Source organism: Neobacillus ginsengisoli (assembly GCF_030813055.1).
The window spans coordinates 250112-268488 of sequence record NZ_JAUSTW010000008.1; the positions used below are offsets into that span (position 1 = coordinate 250112).

Consider the following 18377-nt stretch of genomic DNA (forward strand, 5'->3'; position numbering starts at 1 on the left):
GCTGACTCAAAAGGTCGTTGATCATAGAGTTGTTTTGTTGGGATGATAAGTACAACGAGCAATCAGAAATTTAAGAGGTTTGAGTTAAAAGGCCTATCCAAAAATACCAACGACTCTTTTGAGTCAGTTTTTTATTTATTCTGTTTTTATGTACTAAAATTGATATTTACACTACAAAATGAGGGCGAAAGCCCTCCTTTTCTTTCAGTAAAATCATCATTTTTTTGGAAGCGGATTCCCATTTTTTAAAATTATTTCATTTTGAGTATAGAAAAAGTCCATAATCTTGCATAACAGAGGTATGACCCATTTGCCGCAACATAGTTGCTATATTGCCACGATGATATGATCCGTGTGTGACAACGTGTAGTACCGTTTCAGAAACAGTCGTTTCAAGCACTCCAGCATATGGGTTTTCAACCTCAAACACCTTTTCAAAATCTCCATGGCTATTTAGAAGTTCTTTGTATCGTTTAGATAATTCAAAAAAGCTTATTTCTATTTCCTCAATATTTTTTGTTTCCATCTGTTCTCTTAATTGATCTGCGTGTGCCATTGCATCTCTCATGCTATTACCTGAGATAATGTCAAACCAAGCTAGATCTGTGAGGTAAATGTGAGACAACACCTTTGATACCGAAGAAAAACCACTCTGAATTTCCTTATGGTAAATGTCTTGCGGAAGTTCCTTTAAACGATTCAGTATAATTCCATTTGCCCATACGTGGTAGTCGTGCATTTCTAATACAGAATTCATCATTTTAAGTTCCCTCCTTTTTCACTGTTCTCCGTATTGTCAATTAATAGATAAAAAAATAGTGATTTACAAATTTTTCAAAGGAATTCATCTATAAATTTATTCTGTTTTATTTATATAAATTCCTTCTTTAATTAGCTATTAAAAACAATATCTAACATTATAGAATAATTACATCACATTCCTCTCTCCAACAATCTGGCCCTTTACATAAAGAAAGACACTTTCCTTATTACAGAAAAGCGCCCTTTAATGGAAGATCGATCAACACCCATTGTCCTGGGAACGCTTGGCATACATCTTCCCATTTCATTTGAGTCACCTCCAAAGGTATTTATATATATTTTATCATGTTAGGATTGGTTTTTAATAGTATTGCTATTAATTCCTTTTCCAACAAATTTTTTCGTTACTTCAAAAAAGGAGTTGTTCTACAATATGGCCCCGATTCAAAATAGGACACTATCTTATTCTAGAATGGCGCCCTTGAAAAACGACATCCCTTGTTGAAGGAATTTTTTCTGTGTCCCTGTTACTTATTTTTCTCTAAAAGTATTTGAGATAATCCATGACATATCCCCAGTTTTGTTCGCAACGTTGTTTGTCTTCCTTTGCCTTAAGATTATCTTGTGTAATTGTTAGCCTTGTCGTTCCCCCTTCTTGTATCAAGAAATATGTAACATTCTGATAGTTTTCCGGCTCGTCCTCTATTGCTATCGAACGCATTAGCAATAACAATATTAAACAAATAAAGACGAAGTTCGAGGTCTGATTAAGAAAAAGTACATATTATTGATACTTTTAACATTTTTAAATAAGTATAACAAATGAAGTACGGAAAGCTGTTAGATTGGAATTTCTATGAATGGCTTATTTGTTGAGAGTGAATTTGTTTGAATGGCTTTCTGATACCAATAAATACTGATGGCACCAGTAAGGATGCGATTGGCCGTCGCACAAAAAGGGGAATGGATTTCACCATTCCCTTGACGACATGTCAATCTTATTTGACGTTTTTTAAAAACTAAATTTTGGTTTAAAATCACCTTTATAAGGTTCATATTCAACGAATACAGTTATGTCTTTGCCATCTTTGTCTTTACCAGTTCTTTTATAGGTAAATTTATTATTATTAAGTTCGGTAAGTTCAAGTGCGGCACCATACTTTTTATCTCCAATTGAAACATGGGCTCTTATTTTATTTCCGTGTACAACATCGAAGTAGCCATAATCACCGCGGCTTTCTCCTGTTTCAGCATTGAAAAACTCATATTTATTCGTCTTATCATCAAATTTTGCCAGACTTATAAAATTTGAATTATATTTTGTTACATCATTGGCGTTTTCATCTAATACCTTTGTTCCGTGCCAAAGGGTGCCACCTAAAATTTTATCTCCATCAACGTTTTTAACAATATCTCCTGTAGTAGTGTCCAACTGCTTGTCCGGGTCAGTAAAAGAATGCTCTTTTTCTTTATATGGAACATGTTCAACGAATACCTCTACGTCGTTGCCATTAGCATCTTTTCCCATTCTTTTATAAGTAAAAACATCTTTATTTAGTTTTGTTATGTCAACAACAGCTTGGTAATTCATTGATTCTGAAATTAATATTCTCTTCTTTCCATCATTGGTGATAAAGAAAGTTCCTTTATCGCCACGACTTTTACCCGTTTTAGCATCAAAAAATTCATATCTTCCTGATTTCGCATCATATTTCGCAAGACCAATGAAATTTGCATTCTCTTTTGTTAGGTCATGATTATTTTTGTCATATACTCTTGTACCTTGCCAATTTGTGCCACTAAGAATGTTAGCCATTTCCTGACTTTTAGTCAGTTTATTTTCGGATTGCTTTTTTTTATTTGAATCTTGGACTTTATTTACTTTCGTTTGTTCTGTTTTTGTTTCGTTCTTTTGTTCACTTGCGTTAACTTGCGTACTTGTGCTACACGCTGCTAATGCTATTGCCAAACCGAGTAAAGGTGATAATATTTTTGCTTTCTTAATCATTTTTTCATCCCCTAATTCAAAAATTTTAATTACAATCATTATTTAATGTAAAAAAATAATATGATTTCGCTGATAATCTCTTATCCTTTCTTGTTATTTAGCTCCTGCTTTTAACAAGATCTTTATAATCTCTTTAAAGCCTTTTTCACTGGCGTGTTGTAAAGGAGTCACATTATTTTTGTCTGGAATGGTCACATCCGCCCCATGATCTATCAGCAATTGCACCGTTTGCTCCTGTTCTTTATCTCCATTATTCAAAATAATCGCTTCTAATAAAGCGGTCCAACCGATATTATTGACATGATTCACATCAATATCTGTATGGGTGAGAAGTTCTTTGACGACATCGACATAGCCATGTTCTGATGCCGGGATTAACGCAGTTCCTCCATAACGGTTTGTAATCGTCGGGTCGGCCCCTGCTTCAATTGTAAGCTTTAAAATATCTAGATAGCCTTCTGCACCGGCATACAGGAACGGATTATTTTTCATATCATCCCGGATATTCACATCTGCCCCCGCTTTGATGAGCACGTTTACCGTATCGACATCCTTATTATAGGTTGCAATCATAGTCGGGGTCCGTCCTTTTGCGTCCTGTGCGTTAATATTCGCCCCTTCCTTAATGAGTTTGCTTGTCTTGTTCGTCTCCCCACGCTCTGACGCTTCAAGCAGCTGTTCATTCAATCGTGCGCTCACGGTTTTTCTCTCCTTTTCTTGTTTTTTCGGTTCTATACTGTTAGTTGAGACACAAACTTGAAGCAAAAGAATACATGCGACAAATGCCATCATCCACTTCCGCATAAAATCCGCCCTATTTTAATTTTATTGTCATGGTTGCTCTTGTTTCATGGGTAGCGAAATTTGTATCCCGGGCTTTTTCTTTTATTCCTTCATTTCTTTCCAAAGCTTAAAAGGATCCTTGTTTTGAGAATGTTTGTCCAGCTTTATCAATTGAATGTCTCGCTGTTCTTTTGGAAGTCCAATTTGTTTATAAACGTATTTCGTTCCTAACCCAAATTCTTCTTCCTCATCAGCAGTATAGGCATAATACACATGCTTCAAATTTGCCCAGTAAATGGCGCTTAAACACATTGGGCAAGGTCCCCCGCTTGCGTATATTTCACAGTCGGAAAGGTCAGATGTGCCTAGCGTGCGGCAAGCCTCACGAATAGCCAGGAGTTCAGCATGCGCCGTTGGATCGTGTGTTTCGAGTACATCGTTTACTCCCTTTGCAACAATCTCTCCATTTTTGACGATCACTGCACCAAATGGTTTCCCCTTTTTGTTTTTCGTATTATCATAAGCTAAATCGATTGCCAGTTGCATGAATTCGTTATGACTCATTTAAAGATACTCCCTTGGAATTATGTTTTTTGGTTTTCCATAGTTGTTCCAGCACAATAACAATGATCGTACCGACGATGAGACCATTGCTAAAAATATATTGAAAAATGGTCGGCATCCCCTGAAATATTCCTTTAGGAAGAAACATTAACCCCATTCCGATGAGCAACGTGATTCCTAAAATCGTTAACCGACGCTCGTCTAATTTGTCTTTCAATAGAGATTGAAAGGAGATCCCGATCATTTGCACAAAGGATGCTAAACTGGCGGCACAGGCAATAGGACCAGGAAGCATAGCCAGGAAGTTGACGATCTCCGGGACAAAGGCTATGCCTGCTAAAGCTAAACTTGCTATTAGGAAAGGCATGATTTGTTTTTGCCCGGTTAATCGAATAAACCCCGCTGATACCGGCAATGGCACAATTCCAATCGTAGAAAATAAGGCAGATAACACATGTGTAATTCCGCCTGCCCAGCTGCCGCGGTTAATCGTTTGTTTTTCGTCTTTTCCAGTTTCAGGAACCACTTGTTTGACAGCTGTAACAGCTGCTATTGTATTAGAGACTAAAATAAATGTAAACACGATAGAGGTTACAACCATTCCGCTATTTAAATGAGGGGGCCCCCAGGCAAAAATATCTGGTAATTTGATGAAAGAAGTATGTGTAGAAATCGTATTGGAGGTTTTCCCTGACAGGACATAGAGTAACCATCCTAATAAAATCCCCAACAGCACGGAGTAGCTTTTCATCCATCCCTTTCCTTTTATAGATAACACAATAACTAGCACAAATACGCCGAATGAAATTGCTGTGATTCCATAATCTACGCCGGACTGGGCTTGTATTCCGAGCATTCCTTCTAAAAAAATACCGCTAAGTTGAAGAGCCAGGATCAAAAGGAAAGAACCCGTAACTAAAGGAGTGAACAAAAACAGCAGCCGATTAACGAGGCCTGTTGCGCCGAGAATGAACAGTAAAAGTCCTGCAACCATCATCCCCCCTTCTAAAAGTTGTAATGTTTCTTTTGTACTTTCCCCTTGATGAGTGGCTACGCCTGCTAAAATGACAAATACACTGACCCATGAACCTGCAGGCCCGTCAGCGATCGGATAGTGATGTCCGAACCATCCCTGCATAAATGAGCTAATCCCCACAACAAAAAAGGTTCGTTGCATTAATTCGGATATTTCTTTCATCGATAAATGAAATACCCCTCCGATGACAATCGGTAATGCAACAGAAGTGGCCAAGAGGAAAAAGAACCATTGAAAGATGCTTAAACTGCCGTAAGTACGTTGTTGCTTCAAATTGTTTCACCCTAATCAATAATGTATATTTTTATGCACTTGCCAAATAAGAAAGGCATTTTCTGTTTCGATGTTCTAACTACTCTTTGTTTGACATAAGCATCCTTGTTTCATTATGATATCTTAGAATGAAGCATATGAAAAATATAAAAAAAATTAATTTTTCTTAAGTTTTTCATATAATGAGGAGGTTTTTTATTTATGGATATAAGACAATTGCGATATTTTATAACCATTGTAGAAGAAAGAAAAATTTCTGCTGCCGCTGTACGACTTCATATTTCTCAGCCTCCACTAAGCCAGCACCTGAAAACAATGGAAGACGAGCTCGGAACGAAATTAGTAGAAAGAAATGGAAAATTTTTAGAGGTTACGGAAGCTGGAAAAGCTTTATATAAGTATGCCTTACAAATGACTCAGTTAATGGAAGAAGCGAAAATGGAAGTAAAAGAAGTCGGAATCGGGGTAAGCGGAAGGCTTGCGTTAGGGATCAATACGTTTTCGGTAGTAGGATTACGTGAATTACTTCACGGGTTCCGCGCAAAATATCCTAAGGTAACCTATAAAATTCATCAAAATGATTCAGCTCAACTTTGCCAATTAGTGAGAGACCGGATTGTAGAGCTGGCGATTATCCGATTACCGCTCGAGTTACAGGATTTCAAAGTGATCCACCTTCATACAGAACCTTTTTACTTTATTGCTTCAACTAAAAAGAAACCGTTTAATTGTGAAGTTACGCTTGTTGACATTCAAAACCACCCTCTGATTTTACCAAGTACAGAAGGATTGGGAGTTCATTATATGATTTTAGAAGCATTTTCAAAGGCTCAACTTCATCCGAACATTGTTGCCGAGTGCTCTGATATCTCCCTTTTATTAGATTTAGTCGTATCTGATTTTGGAACAGCTATTGTTCCAGAAACTGTAATTAAACAATACAAAAACTACAATATCCAAGCTTACAAAATTAAAGATACAGAGCTAACTGCATCTACTGGGTTAATTGGACTGAAGAATCATTATCTATCAAAAACCGCGCAAAACTTTGTTAACCTTTTAACAGAACACAAGAATGATTAAGTCAGGTTTTAAAAAAATAAATTAGGGACAGTCATGACTGCCCCTAATTATTTCAATTATTTTAAATTGCTCACTCTTTGAGTAATTTCGTCATTTATTTGATCATCTACTGAAATACGTTTATTTATTCCAAAAGGGGTAGCGTCAGGAAAATGCTGATTTACAACGGTAAGGAAAATATAATACTAAAAAGCCCAATTTCTCAGTATTAAATTGAGAAATTGGACTTTTTTCGTTACTCTAGAAAAGCGCCCTGTTTGTTGAATATCGATTATTTCTAAATAATCAATTCATCTCAATGCTCTATTTTATTAAAAAAATCTATTTTTATTCTGTGAGAGCACCGGTTATTTGACTTAATATCTGATGTATTTTCATTAAAACTCAAATTTTACAGGTCTTAAAAATAAATCTTCAAGTGTTTCTTTTGCGTTTTTATTCTCAAATATTATCTCATATATAGCATTACAAATTGGAAGTTCAATGTCATACTGTATGGATAAATCTCTTAATGCCTTAACTGTTGCAACACCTTCTGCTAATTTCCCAAACCTCTCTCCTTCAACAAATGCTTGTCCAAATTTTCTATTATGGCTATGTACCGAGAATAATGTTGCTTCATAATCTCCTAGATGACTTAATCCATATATTGTTATATCATTTCCTCCCATTGCTCTAACAAGACGAGAAATTTCTCTTGTCCCCCTTGCCATAAGTGATCCTTTTAAACTTCTATAATTTAATCCATCTAACATTCCTGCTGCTATACCCATCACATTTTTTGTAGCAGCTCCAAGTTCATTTCCAATTAGGTCTTGACCATAGTAAAACCTAATTAAATCACTATTAAGCTCTTGAACAATCTTTTTCGTTATTTCAATATTTTCAGAACCTATAACCATACAATTAGGTATATGCTTTACAAAATCTTGTACATGCCCTGGCCCTACCCATACTGCTAAGTTTATATTTTTTCCAACTTCTTCACCAAATACTTGAGAAAGTCTTTTTCCACTCGTAGCTTCTAATCCTTTCATGCATAAAATGAATGTTTTACCTTGTATTCCATTTAATGATTTTAATTGATTTGCAAATGAACGTAATTCTTGAGCACTAATAGAAATGATTATAATTTCAGCAAATGAAACTGATTTTTCTAATGAATTACTTAATTCTAGATCCTCTGGTAATGAAAGATAATCATTTTTTCTGGTTTCTTTTAATCCAATGTAATTTTTTGAGTTTTCTCTTCCCCATAGAATTACATTATGTCCAACTTTATTAGCATACCAAGCTAAAAATGTTCCCCAACGGCCACATCCTAAAACTGAAATATTCATTTTTTCACCTTCCCCTTTTCTAATCAATTATGCTTTAGTTTAACAACAATTATTTCAAACTACCATTATTTGTGAAATAAGTTATTCAAGAAAATGGCCCTTTACATAAAGAAAGAGCGCATTTCTTATTCTGGAATTGCGCCCGATTATGGAAAATATTATTGAAGATAAGCCCCCATTACTTTAAGTGTAAATCTTCACAATCTGTTTCGTAACTCAAACAAGCAAAAAGGCGATGCCTTTATTCAAGCATCGCACTCGTTTATTGAAGATAAATTCACTTTTTTTCCATTACTGCAAAGTAATTATTTTCACTATCTGCAAAATTAAATACTCTACCTGAAGGCATATTTACAATTTCTCCGACTGTAACGTTTTTGTTTGATAAGTCACTATATAAATTATCGAAATTTTTTGAGAAGAACATTAAAGAAGGTGTACCAAGATTTAATTCGGGCGACATTTTCGCAATAAGTTCCTTATTATGGAGAATAATGCTTGTTTCAGCTTCTTTAGTTGGAGCAATTTCAATCCATCTCATACCTTGACCATTGTCTTCCTCTGAAATTACACTAAACCCTACTTTTTCTGTCCAAAACTCCTTTGCTTCATCTTGGTTATTAACATACAACATGATTTGACCTACATTACTAATCATTGATATTTACACTCCTTTATATAATTAATTACAAAACTTAATGATTCTAAACTTTTCTAACGCTAAAATCAGCGTTACGGTAACTCTACTTCAGCGACTCTACAAGCTCGTTCAAACGGTCCCAAGTTTCGGTGATGCCCTGCACCATGCCCATGTCCATGACGGTCTTAAGGGCCTCTTCGGAAACATATTCAGCACGGTTTATTAGCTTTGTCTTTCCACCCAAATCGATGAATTCCAATGTGATCTCGGTCGACGGCATGGAGTCATTCAAATTACCTTCGGCATCCGAAAAGTAATCGGTGTAGACGATCTTCTCCGGCTCGATAATCTCCTTATAAACCCCTTTGCCCCAGGATTCCATACCAAAAAATTGACCCTGATTCTGATCGACACACTTCATACAGTAGTGCCAAACGCCTCCCGGACGGAAATCGACGGTGCAGACTGGAATCTCCCAGCCCCTCGGCCCCCACCAGCGTTTCAGATGCTCTGGCTCTTTAAACATCCTGAATACGAGATCGCGTGGCGCATCGAAAACGCGCTCCAGTACCAATACCCGATCGTTCTCTACTCTCGATACCAATGCGTTGTTTGACATCGTAATTCCTCCTTGAACATGAAATGATTTTATGATTTTTCCTTGTTTTGCAATTCCTTCAAATAATCATCTAGATTGTCGAATCTTTCTTGCATCACGCGCCGGAAGGACTGTATCCAAGAATCCAGCGCTTGGAAGGGCTCGGGCCGGAGCTTGTAGATGCGGCGGTTAGCTTCGGCCTGCACTTCCACAATCCCGTTGTCGCTTAGCACTTTTAGATGCTTCGAAGTTTGGGGCTGCCTCAATCCCAGCTGGTCGGCGATTTCCCCAACGGTCAGGGGACCGTCACGCAAGAGTTCGACGATATTCATACGATTTGGTTCAGACAAAGCGCTCAGCGTCGTCATGTTCACGCCCGGAATCTTCCCTGACATGTTGCTCACCTCGTCAAGTGATGGTCTCCGGTTAAAGCACATCTACATCATCACTAGTATTATCGTCCTGTTGAATTGATTATACCCGACTAGGAATATTCCTGTCAAGGAATATTAAAAATCTAAAGTCGGGCGCTTTTCCGGAGTAACGAAAAAAGTCCAATTTCTCAATTTTAATGCTGAGAAATTGGGCTTTTTTATATTTACTTATAGTGCAAAATAACGCTTAAAATAGATGCAAAATAACTCCTAAAGTGACAGCCATTTAAAAGGATGTTTCCATTATGTATCAATAGAGTTTACTCTATTGAGATTGTGAAGGATTGTACTGACTTGAACGAAACTGTCAATGCCCCTTACACAATTTGATTCACTTCTGGAACCGGGTACCATTATTGGTGCCCTGTTTTTATTATTTATTCACATTAGAAAAACGCTCCCGCAGGGAACTGTCTGCTATCGCCGGCTTTTTGTTTATTTAATTAAATGTATCTTAGTTTCTGAATGGGCCTGATACCAGCGTAGCTGACACTGACCGCAAAAGTAAGAATCTGAAAAGTTCCTGAAACAGTGAGTATCGGAACTTTATTTTCCTTCCAAGCTCCTTAGTCCGCTTGATAAGACAGGAATTATGTTACTATGCTACAAAGTTCCAATATCATGGACAGAAACGGACCTTTATTAGGAACTACGGTTTAATTATTACCAGTTACTAACATCCACTTTACGGGTGGTGTCAGCTACGCTGGCATTCCCCCGTTAAGGAATCATCGGCTTTTTGTTCGGGGTAAAGGTAGCTTCCACATTTTTGCTACTATACGCCCAATAAATGGAATATAGCCCGTCATATGTACCGGGCTATAACGTAAAATTAGAGATTCCTTTTATAGAGGGCGGAGGATAAAAAAGGAACAAGAATCTCTCGAAGGAGCGATTAGTATCTTCCTTTGTGCTAGCCACATATACATCGTGCCGAAAATTGAGACCAACGCCTGATTGTGGAGCAGTACCCGCCAATACTAAGCGGCGAATTAAATCCGGCTGTTGCAATACTACCTCTTGAGCTACGAACCCCAATTGAGAGGCCAAGTACATCGACCTGTTGCAATCCAAGTGCATTAATAAAGGACGCTGCATTTTTGGCCATTTCAGCTATAGTAGATGGAGTTTCGCCACTGGATTCACCGACACCGGCATTATCGAAAAGTATAATAGGTCTATCTTTAGCCAGAGCTCCAATAAACTCGGGATCCCAGTTTTCCATTGTTCCTCGAAAGTGGATAAAAAACACCAGAGGAATCCCAGTTTAATTATCAAAGTAAGGTTTTTATTCCCTCAAAATGGTTTTATTAAAACGAACAGCGACCTTAGATTTTTGTCCTTATTCCAGCTATTTTAGGATCCGAAGACTTTAATATTTCACATAAATGACTTAGATTTATAATCCTTTTCTTCACCCGGTATAAGCAGGTTTAGCTCGTTCTGCCTCATCTTCATCTTCATCGAACACTGCTTTGGGCAGACCGGTCTTTCCTCCCCAGTAATATGCAATTAAAGCGATGATGGCTATGGCGATTTGATCCCAAGGACTATCGAGGACTCGAATGCCCCCAAAAGAGCCTAGATAGGAGACCACGATAATCGCTGCATAATAAAAAACAAGCCACCAGGAAGATTTTATTTGTTGGGCAAAACTCACCTTATTTGTAGGGACAGAATTTTTAAAGAAAAGATAAATAACAAACATAACTATTTGCGACCCAAGCAGCCAGGAGTTAACGCTCCATCCGCCCCAATAAACAATAAATGAAGCAATAATAAAGGAAATGGGGCCTAATATGCTCATTCCTTTTAAATAAAATGGACGTGGTAAATCCGGTGCATTCAGCCGTAAAGCATAGGCGGAAACTGGTGCCAAAGCATAGGTCAGGACGAGTGCATCTGAAACGACTGCAATCATGGCATCCCACGATGGGAATGGCAGCGTCCAGAAAATGGACAGTAAAAACGCAAGCCACAGCGCAGGCCGTGGTATACCGGATTTCTCATCGATTCTTCCAAACATCTTGAAAAAGGTACCGCTCTGCGTCCAACCAAAAATAAGGCGGGATGTGGTATTCATATATACATTAGCAGCTCCGCTTGGGGATATGACAGCATCGGTAACAATCAGGACAGTAAACCAGCCCAACCCCAGCGCTACAGCAATATCTTTAAAGGGAAGTGAAAATTGGGTGCCTACTTTCGCCCATCCTCCTGCCAGCATATTCGTTGGAATGCTTCCAATGAAAGCTACTTGAAGAAGGACATAAACAATGGTCGATAACACGACTGAAAGAATCAGGGCTATAGGCACTGTACGCTGCGGATTTTTCGCTTCACTTGCCACTGTTACAATTGGATGGAGCCCAAGATAGGCAAAGATGACTCCACCGGTTGAAATGGCAGTTGTGATGCCCGTTACACCAAACGGAGAGAATCCATGAATAGTAAAATTGGCTGATTTTATATGTAAAAGTAAAACCAAAACAGTCAGCGTTGGAACGACAAATTTTATAAGGGTAATGACAATGTTTGATTTAGCAAACGCTTTGACACTTCTGTAATTGAGCCAAAAGAATGCCAACAGCAAAATAAATTGCACGATCCAGCCTAATAAGGATGGTGAGCCTGATGTCCCAGGCTGCGCTAAAGCCGGCCACCAGGAGGAAGCATATTGGCGCGCCGCTTCTACTTCGATCGCGGTGAGGCTGGAATACGCGATTAAGGAGGCGAATCCCATCAAATATCCCATTAAAGGACCATGGGAATAAACCGGATAACGGACGATACCGCCAGCCCGTGGGATGGCACCTCCAAGTTCAGAGTATACAAGGCCAAGTAAAAGGACTGCGATACCAGCAATCACCCATGAAATACTGCCGGCCGGCCCCGCCATCGAACCTACACGGCTTGCTGCAAAAAGCCATCCCGAGCCAAATATCGCACCAAATCCGATAAATAAAAGATCCCATAAAGATAAATTTCTTTTTAATTTTCCTTGCTCTGCCATAAGTACCTTCTCCTAAAATAATTTATTTTTTCGTTTTTTCTTGTTTAACGTAGATAATCTTCCTAATATATAGGTACCCGCTACTAAGCCAATCATGGTATTGGTTTTTTTATTAAAAACTTGTTTTGCCACAAGGTTTAAGTTTTGTGGTCTTTCAGCAAGACGGCGCATAAAGTAACCATACCAATCTTTTCCGAACGGCACATATGTGCAGAAATTGTAACCTTCACTTGCCAGTTTCAATTGAAGGTCTTTTCTAAAGCCGTAAAGCATTTGGAACTCAAATTTATCGTTTGGAATATGATTTCGTTTTACAAATTCTTTCACATGATTGATGATTCTGTGGTCATGTGTTGCAACAGGAATGGATTCGATGACTTTTAGAATCTGGTTTCTTGCCTCGATTGCTTCTTCCTTTTCAAAAACAAATTCCCCTAAGTTATCGATAGTACATGAGATTCCATGTCTATTTAGCTCTTTAATGCTTTGGATAGCTTCTTCAATATTTGTACCTGCTACAACACTTTGCGCCCCCATCTTTAAACCATACTTTTTAGCGACACTGTTAAGAAGTTGGTTTTGGGACAAGGCGATAAAAAAATCCTTCAACATCTTATTGACTCCTTGTTATTAGATTGTTAGATATTTTACAGTCATCATTTATTGGCCACCCTGTATATTGAAAGAATGGTTTAAATGATGCAAATGGCACTGTTTTATTTATTTTTGTTCCTTTCTGCCTTATATATTCACACTGTCAATTTCTATATGCCACCTCAGTCTGGATCATGTAATTGTGTTGTTTACAAAGGTATACCTTTATAAACTATTAGGGGATATCTATGAAACATTGAAATATCAAGTTTATAAAGGTAAGTTAAATTATTTTATAAACGTTTGTTTTTAGTTAATATCTTTACAAACAAAAATGATATAATAGTGGTAACAAATGTAAGGAGAATACCAAACGTGGCAAATATTTATGGATATATACGAGTAAGTTCAAAAGATCAAAATGAACAGCGTCAGTTACATAAGATGATGGAACGAGGAGTGGAAGCCCGGAGGATTTTTGTCGATAAAGCAAGTGGACGACATTTTGATCGTCCTCAGTATCAATTATTACGAAAAATATTAAGTAAAAGTGATATTGTCTATATGGATGCTTTAGATCGTATGGGACGTAATTATGATGAAGTAACTTCGGAATGGAAGTACATAACAAGAGAGTTACAAGCAGAAATTGTTGTTTTGGAAAATGAATCGTTATTTGATAGTCGTAAATTTCGTGATATGGGTGACATGGGACGATTGATGGAAGATCAATTTTTATCTTTACTGTCCTATGTTGCGGATCAAGAACGTAAAAAAATCCGCCAAAGACAAGCGGAGGGGATTGCTGTAGCGAAATCTCAAGGGAAGCATTTAGGGCGTCCTCAATTTAACCTTTCAACATTAAGCTCAAAGCAATTATTTATAATAGAAGAAACTTATCCGAAGTGGAAAAATAGAGAAATAACTGGAGTTAAATTTATAGAACTATTAGAATTGAAAAAAAATACTTTTTATAAAATAATAAGAGATTATGAAGGTACACTAAATTAAACCAGCTTTGAACTGGTTCTTTTTTTGTAGTTCATTCCGTGATTAACTTCTCAGTAGCTGTTCACATCTCAAATAATACAAACTAATTCCTTAACGTACAGGTAACCGATTAAAATGTATCTAAATTATGTCTAAACGTACAATTTTCTTTTTTTGATATGGTGACCCCTGTTATAAAATCCTATTGAGTTTTCTTTTATCATGTAAGTATTAAGCGGAATCTTCGAGAGAAAAATAAATGAAGAAATTATAAAGGAGATACTATAAAGTTGAACATACAATACTTAGATTTACTGGCTCATAAATATGATAGTGAAGAAAAAGTGGTAACTGAGATTATTAATCTGGAAGCCATCCTGAATCTGCCAAAGGGGACAGAGCATTTTGTCAGTGATTTACACGGGGAGTATCAAGCTTTTCAACATGTGTTAAGAAATGGTTCGGGTAGAGTAAAAGAGAAAATAAGAGACCTTTTTCAAGATGAACTATCTAATACAGAACTTAATGAATTTGCGACATTAGTGTATTATCCTGAAGAAAAATTAAAATTAATTAGAGATAAGTTTGGCAATAAACAAGAATTACACCAATGGTACACAGAAATCATTGACCGTATGATTAAGCTTATCTCTTATTCCTCTTCTAAATATACACGCTCAAAATTACGTAAAGCATTGCCTCACCAGTTTGTTTATATTATAGAAGAGCTTCTATACAAAACGGATGAATCCACAAATAAGAAACAATATTATACAAAAATTGTCCAGCAAATTATTTCTCTTGGTCAGGCAGATAAGCTCATTACAGGTCTGGCTTATTCGACTCAGAGGTTGGTTGTTGACCATCTTCATGTCGTGGGTGATATTTATGATCGCGGACCTGAACCTGATAAAATTATGGATACTCTCATTAATTATCATTCTGTTGATATTCAATGGGGAAATCATGATGTTCTATGGATTGGTGCCTTTGCTGGATCAAAGGTTTGTCTGGCTAATATTATTCGTATCTGTGCCAGATACGACAATTTAAGTATTATTGAAGATGTGTATGGAATAAATCTTATACCACTTCTTAATCTTGCAGAAAAGTACTATGAGGACAATCCAGCATTTAGACCCAAAAGCCATTCGGATAAAAAAAAGTCTGATCAAGAACTTTTGCAAATTACAAAAATGCATCAGGCGATTGCAATGATTCAGTTTAAGCTTGAAATGCCAATCATAAAGAGACGCCCGTATTTTAATAGGTCAGAAAGGCTTTTGCTTGAGAAAATTAATTATGACAAAAACGAAATAACCATTAATGGGAAAACGTATCCACTAGAAAATACTTGCTTTGCAACCATTAATCCAGAACAACCTGGTGAATTATTAGAGGAAGAAGAGCAAGTTATGGACAGACTATTGTTTTTTGTCCAGCATTCGGAAAAGTTGGCCAGACATATGAATTTTCTTATGAAGAAAGGTAGTCTTTATTTGAAATATAATGGGAACTTATTAATACATGGCTGCATCCCAATTGATGAAAAAGGAAATATGGAAAAAATGGTCATTGAAAATCATACCTATGCAGGTCGTGATTTACTTGACATTTTTGAACATTATTTACGACATGCTTTTACACATCCTGAAGAGACAGATGATCTCGCAACAGATATGGTCTGGTATTTATGGACAGGAGAATATTCATCATTATTTGGGAAAAGAGCCATGACGACCTTTGAAAGATATTTCATTAAGGACAAAGAAACCCATGAGGAGATTAAGAACCCATACTACCATTTACGTGAAAAAGAGGAAATCTGCCGTAAAATTTTAGCAGAATTTAATCTTAATCCTGATGAAGGTCATATTATAAATGGACATACACCCGTTAGAGAAATTAAAGGAGAAAATCCAATTAAAGCAAACGGAATGATGATTGTCATTGATGGAGGATTTTCCAAGGCTTATCAATCAACAACTGGTATTGCTGGATATACATTATTATATAATTCCTACGGTATGCAACTTGTTGCCCATGAAAAGTTTAATTCAAAAAAAGATGTTCTACTAAAAGGCTCAGATGTTTTATCAGTAAAGAGATTGGTGGATGAAGAACTCGAGAGAAAAAAGGTTCTAGAAACGAATGAGGGAGAGCGATTATTACAGAAAATATCTGTTTTACAAAGTCTGTTGGAATATCGCTATATGAGTTTAGACCAATCATTACAATCTAATGATTAACGACTTTATTTAAACATAAATGCTTAATGCCATGACCTTTTTCAAATCATAGTTAATCAGTTGCGAATACTGAATGTGGAAAGTAAATACAATCTCAATGTTAAACTTACTTGGGGTTCAGCCGAGATACGTGTAAAAATGGGTCATAACATGGATGTTTATTCCATTTTTATGACCCTGTTTCATTTCATTTATATCATACAAAAAACGGATGATTTTTGTATATAGATTTTCGGAGAAGTTTTCGTATTAAAATGTAATAAAAAAAGACTGTAAAGCCTGCTCCATCATCTCTTTGACCGTTTCCATGTCCCGAATTGGTTCACAGACGTGCCGTTCCATGCTGATTCCTTCTTTATTTTTGTATCTTTTAGGCTACATAAGTCAAGATAATCATAAACCATCGTTTTTGAGGCAAATAAAAAAGAGGTACGAATTCACCTCTTTTGTGTGTATACTTCAGTCAAAACTTATCCCAAAATCACCCTACCATAAACGGTTGTTTTTTATTGTTTATAATCATTATTGTAGTTTATCAATTGTAAAACTGACTTTCTGAATCTTGGGTTATATATGTTTCTTCTTAAACTAAAGCTCACGATTGTTTATAAAACTTTTAAATTATATTATTAGAATTCCGGATCTTCCCATCCTCCAGGACCAATAGCTCCCTTATCACCTCGTCTACCAAATCCTCTTGAAACCTCTTGCTCCTCTAGTAGGATATGATTTGGAAGTCAAGTCTTAATCCAACCCTATCTTCTCTATAAAACTCACCTACCACTTTTCCAGTCCTTGCAGAGAAAATCCTTCCATCATCATTATAACCAACGTGATGTCCGTTTTCATCATTTACTTGGTCTTCAATTACTTTCCCACAAAACCTTCCACTTATTGCCCAAATAGCATTATTAAATCCTCCTTTTTATCTTCTTTATAATTCATATGCTGTAGAGTCAGCGATGACTAAATCACTTGTTTTAATTTAAAAATTATGTCTTTTAAATATTAGTATATATTAAGTAATTTTATATATTTTTTTTAATGGAATAATTGTATTATAGAAAATGGTGCTGTAGAAAAATAGTACTATATTAGAAGATTAATAGCCCAGCTAGAAAGGAGGAAGAAATGAAACTTTATAAAAATATTGTTTCAATTTTGTTGGCAGGAATTCTAATGCTATTGTATGTAACACTTCCACTATATGCATCAGCACAAACAATTTTGGGACCAATAGGAATTATTGATGCACCAGCGAATAATTCTACTGTTAAGGGACAAAGTGAGATAACAGGTTGGTTTCTAGATGAAAGCGGTGTTTCCAAGGTTGAAGTATTGGTGGACGGGGCTGTGGCAGGTCAGGCGTCCTTTGGAGATACGAGACTAGATGTCCTAAAAGCTTATCCACAGTACAACAATGGAAAAGCTGGCTTTCATTATGTTCTTGACACAACCAAATTTAGTGATGGACAGCATACTGTTACGATCAGGGAAACTGGAACGAACGGCCATGTCACTACATTGCCTGGAAGTACTGTTACGATTGCAAATGTTAAAGGGTATGTGGACAATCCGGTTTCTGGTGCAACCCTGAATGGGACCAAAAACGTGTCGGGTTGGTTTTTGGATGTGAGCGGAGTAGCAAATATTGATGTATTGGTGGACGGGGCTGTGGCAGGTCAAGCGTCCTATGGAGATGCCAGAACGGATGTTCAAAAAGCTTTTCCTGAATTCAACAACGGGAATGCAGGCTTTCATTTTGCTCTCGACACAACCAAATTTAGTGATGGACAACATACTGTTACGATCAGGGAAACTGGAACGAACGGCCATGTCACTACATTGCCTGGAAGTACTGTTATGATTGCAAATGTCAAAGGGTATGTTGACAATCCGGTTTCTGGTACAACTTTGAATGGGACCAAAAACGTGTCGGGTTGGTTTTTGGATGCGAGCGGAGTAGCAAATATTGATGTATTGGTGGACGGGGCTGTGGCAGGTCAGGCG

The 18377-nt window shown here is 36.9% G+C and carries 17 protein-coding genes; 4 read left to right on the forward strand and 13 right to left on the reverse strand.

What is annotated here, in order from left to right:
• Positions 1-256 precede the first annotated feature (256 nt).
• The 6 genes from J2S10_RS22060 to J2S10_RS22080 form a co-directional block, all read right to left on the reverse strand.
• Positions 257-760: a DinB family protein gene (locus J2S10_RS22060; RefSeq protein ID WP_307412413.1), complete on the reverse strand. Its 504-nt coding sequence runs from the start codon at positions 758-760 to the stop codon at positions 257-259.
• Between the two features lie 543 nt (positions 761-1303).
• The gene (locus J2S10_RS27525) at positions 1304-1483 is read right to left on the reverse strand and encodes an SRPBCC family protein (protein ID WP_370876258.1); all 180 of its coding nucleotides are present in this window, start codon (positions 1481-1483) and stop codon (positions 1304-1306) included.
• A 291-nt stretch (positions 1484-1774) separates the two neighbouring features.
• Positions 1775-2770 (reverse strand): DUF4822 domain-containing protein, encoded by a 996-nt coding sequence (locus J2S10_RS22065; RefSeq protein ID WP_307412415.1) that lies wholly within the window; start codon positions 2768-2770, stop codon positions 1775-1777.
• 93 nt (positions 2771-2863) lie between these two features.
• Positions 2864-3574, reverse strand: a complete 711-nt coding sequence (locus J2S10_RS22070; protein ID WP_307412417.1) for an ankyrin repeat domain-containing protein — start codon at positions 3572-3574, stop codon at positions 2864-2866.
• 81 nt (positions 3575-3655) lie between these two features.
• Complete coding sequence (locus J2S10_RS22075; RefSeq protein WP_307412419.1) at positions 3656-4117, reverse strand: nucleoside deaminase; 462 nt, start codon at positions 4115-4117, stop codon at positions 3656-3658.
• A complete protein-coding gene (locus tag J2S10_RS22080; protein WP_307412422.1) occupies positions 4107-5426 on the reverse strand; it encodes a purine/pyrimidine permease in 1320 nt (439 codons plus the stop codon). Before J2S10_RS22080 ends, J2S10_RS22075 begins: the two co-directional genes overlap by 11 nt.
• Positions 5427-5627: 201 nt before the next feature.
• Between J2S10_RS22080 and J2S10_RS22085 the strand changes: the two genes are divergently transcribed.
• Positions 5628-6509 carry a LysR family transcriptional regulator gene (locus J2S10_RS22085; protein WP_307412424.1) on the forward strand — a complete coding sequence of 294 codons (882 nt, stop codon included), beginning with the start codon at positions 5628-5630 and terminating at the stop codon, positions 6507-6509.
• Positions 6510-6886: 377 nt separating this feature from the next.
• Here the strand turns inward: J2S10_RS22085 and J2S10_RS22090 are convergent, their stop codons facing one another.
• From J2S10_RS22090 to J2S10_RS22120, 7 genes are all read right to left on the reverse strand, one after another.
• Positions 6887-7849 carry an NAD(P)H-dependent glycerol-3-phosphate dehydrogenase gene (locus J2S10_RS22090; RefSeq protein ID WP_307412426.1) on the reverse strand — a complete coding sequence of 321 codons (963 nt, stop codon included), beginning with the start codon at positions 7847-7849 and terminating at the stop codon, positions 6887-6889.
• A gap of 277 nt (positions 7850-8126) precedes the next feature.
• Positions 8127-8507: a VOC family protein gene (locus J2S10_RS22095; protein WP_307412428.1), complete on the reverse strand. Its 381-nt coding sequence runs from the start codon at positions 8505-8507 to the stop codon at positions 8127-8129.
• 85 nt (positions 8508-8592) lie between these two features.
• Positions 8593-9108: an SRPBCC domain-containing protein gene (locus J2S10_RS22100; protein ID WP_307412430.1), complete on the reverse strand. Its 516-nt coding sequence runs from the start codon at positions 9106-9108 to the stop codon at positions 8593-8595.
• Between the two features lie 29 nt (positions 9109-9137).
• The gene (locus J2S10_RS22105; RefSeq protein ID WP_307412432.1) at positions 9138-9482 is read right to left on the reverse strand and encodes an ArsR/SmtB family transcription factor; all 345 of its coding nucleotides are present in this window, start codon (positions 9480-9482) and stop codon (positions 9138-9140) included.
• A gap of 952 nt (positions 9483-10434) precedes the next feature.
• Positions 10435-10746 carry an alpha/beta fold hydrolase gene (locus J2S10_RS22110; RefSeq protein WP_307412434.1) on the reverse strand — a complete coding sequence of 104 codons (312 nt, stop codon included), beginning with the start codon at positions 10744-10746 and terminating at the stop codon, positions 10435-10437.
• A gap of 189 nt (positions 10747-10935) precedes the next feature.
• Positions 10936-12534 (reverse strand): APC family permease, encoded by a 1599-nt coding sequence (locus J2S10_RS22115; protein ID WP_307412436.1) that lies wholly within the window; start codon positions 12532-12534, stop codon positions 10936-10938.
• Positions 12535-12546: 12 nt separating this feature from the next.
• Positions 12547-13146 carry a proline dehydrogenase family protein gene (locus J2S10_RS22120; RefSeq protein WP_307412438.1) on the reverse strand — a complete coding sequence of 200 codons (600 nt, stop codon included), beginning with the start codon at positions 13144-13146 and terminating at the stop codon, positions 12547-12549.
• Positions 13147-13473: 327 nt separating this feature from the next.
• Here J2S10_RS22120 and J2S10_RS22125 point away from each other — a divergent pair, with 327 nt between their 5' ends.
• From J2S10_RS22125 to J2S10_RS22135, 3 genes are all read left to right on the forward strand, one after another.
• Entirely contained in the window at positions 13474-14139 is a 666-nt protein-coding gene (locus J2S10_RS22125) for a recombinase family protein (RefSeq protein WP_307412440.1), read from the forward strand.
• A 269-nt stretch (positions 14140-14408) separates the two neighbouring features.
• Entirely contained in the window at positions 14409-16367 is a 1959-nt protein-coding gene (locus J2S10_RS22130; RefSeq protein WP_307412441.1) for a fructose-1,6-bisphosphatase, read from the forward strand.
• A 1131-nt stretch (positions 16368-17498) separates the two neighbouring features.
• Positions 17499-18377 (forward strand): Ig-like domain-containing protein (locus J2S10_RS22135; RefSeq protein WP_307412443.1); only part of this gene is annotated, 879 nt, incomplete at its 3' end.

Bases quoted from the DNA above. Each gene is read 5' to 3' on its own strand.
- J2S10_RS22095 (WP_307412428.1), bottom strand. From the start codon at position 8,507: ATGATTAGTAATGTAGGTCAAATCATGTTGTATGTTAATAACCAAGAT.
- J2S10_RS22100 (WP_307412430.1), bottom strand. From the start codon at position 9,108: ATGTCAAACAACGCATTGGTATCGAGAGTAGAGAACGATCGGGTATTG.
- J2S10_RS22085 (WP_307412424.1), top strand. From the start codon at position 5,628: ATGGATATAAGACAATTGCGATATTTTATAACCATTGTAGAAGAAAGA.
- J2S10_RS27525 (WP_370876258.1), bottom strand. From the start codon at position 1,483: ATGCGTTCGATAGCAATAGAGGACGAGCCGGAAAACTATCAGAATGTT.
- J2S10_RS22065 (WP_307412415.1), bottom strand. From the start codon at position 2,770: ATGATTAAGAAAGCAAAAATATTATCACCTTTACTCGGTTTGGCAATA.
- J2S10_RS22070 (WP_307412417.1), bottom strand. From the start codon at position 3,574: ATGCGGAAGTGGATGATGGCATTTGTCGCATGTATTCTTTTGCTTCAA.
- J2S10_RS22090 (WP_307412426.1), bottom strand. From the start codon at position 7,849: ATGAATATTTCAGTTTTAGGATGTGGCCGTTGGGGAACATTTTTAGCT.
- J2S10_RS22060 (WP_307412413.1), bottom strand. From the start codon at position 760: ATGATGAATTCTGTATTAGAAATGCACGACTACCACGTATGGGCAAAT.
- J2S10_RS22115 (WP_307412436.1), bottom strand. From the start codon at position 12,534: ATGGCAGAGCAAGGAAAATTAAAAAGAAATTTATCTTTATGGGATCTT.
- J2S10_RS22105 (WP_307412432.1), bottom strand. From the start codon at position 9,482: ATGTCAGGGAAGATTCCGGGCGTGAACATGACGACGCTGAGCGCTTTG.
- J2S10_RS22120 (WP_307412438.1), bottom strand. From the start codon at position 13,146: ATGTTGAAGGATTTTTTTATCGCCTTGTCCCAAAACCAACTTCTTAAC.
- J2S10_RS22110 (WP_307412434.1), bottom strand. From the start codon at position 10,746: ATGGAAAACTGGGATCCCGAGTTTATTGGAGCTCTGGCTAAAGATAGA.
- J2S10_RS22075 (WP_307412419.1), bottom strand. From the start codon at position 4,117: ATGAGTCATAACGAATTCATGCAACTGGCAATCGATTTAGCTTATGAT.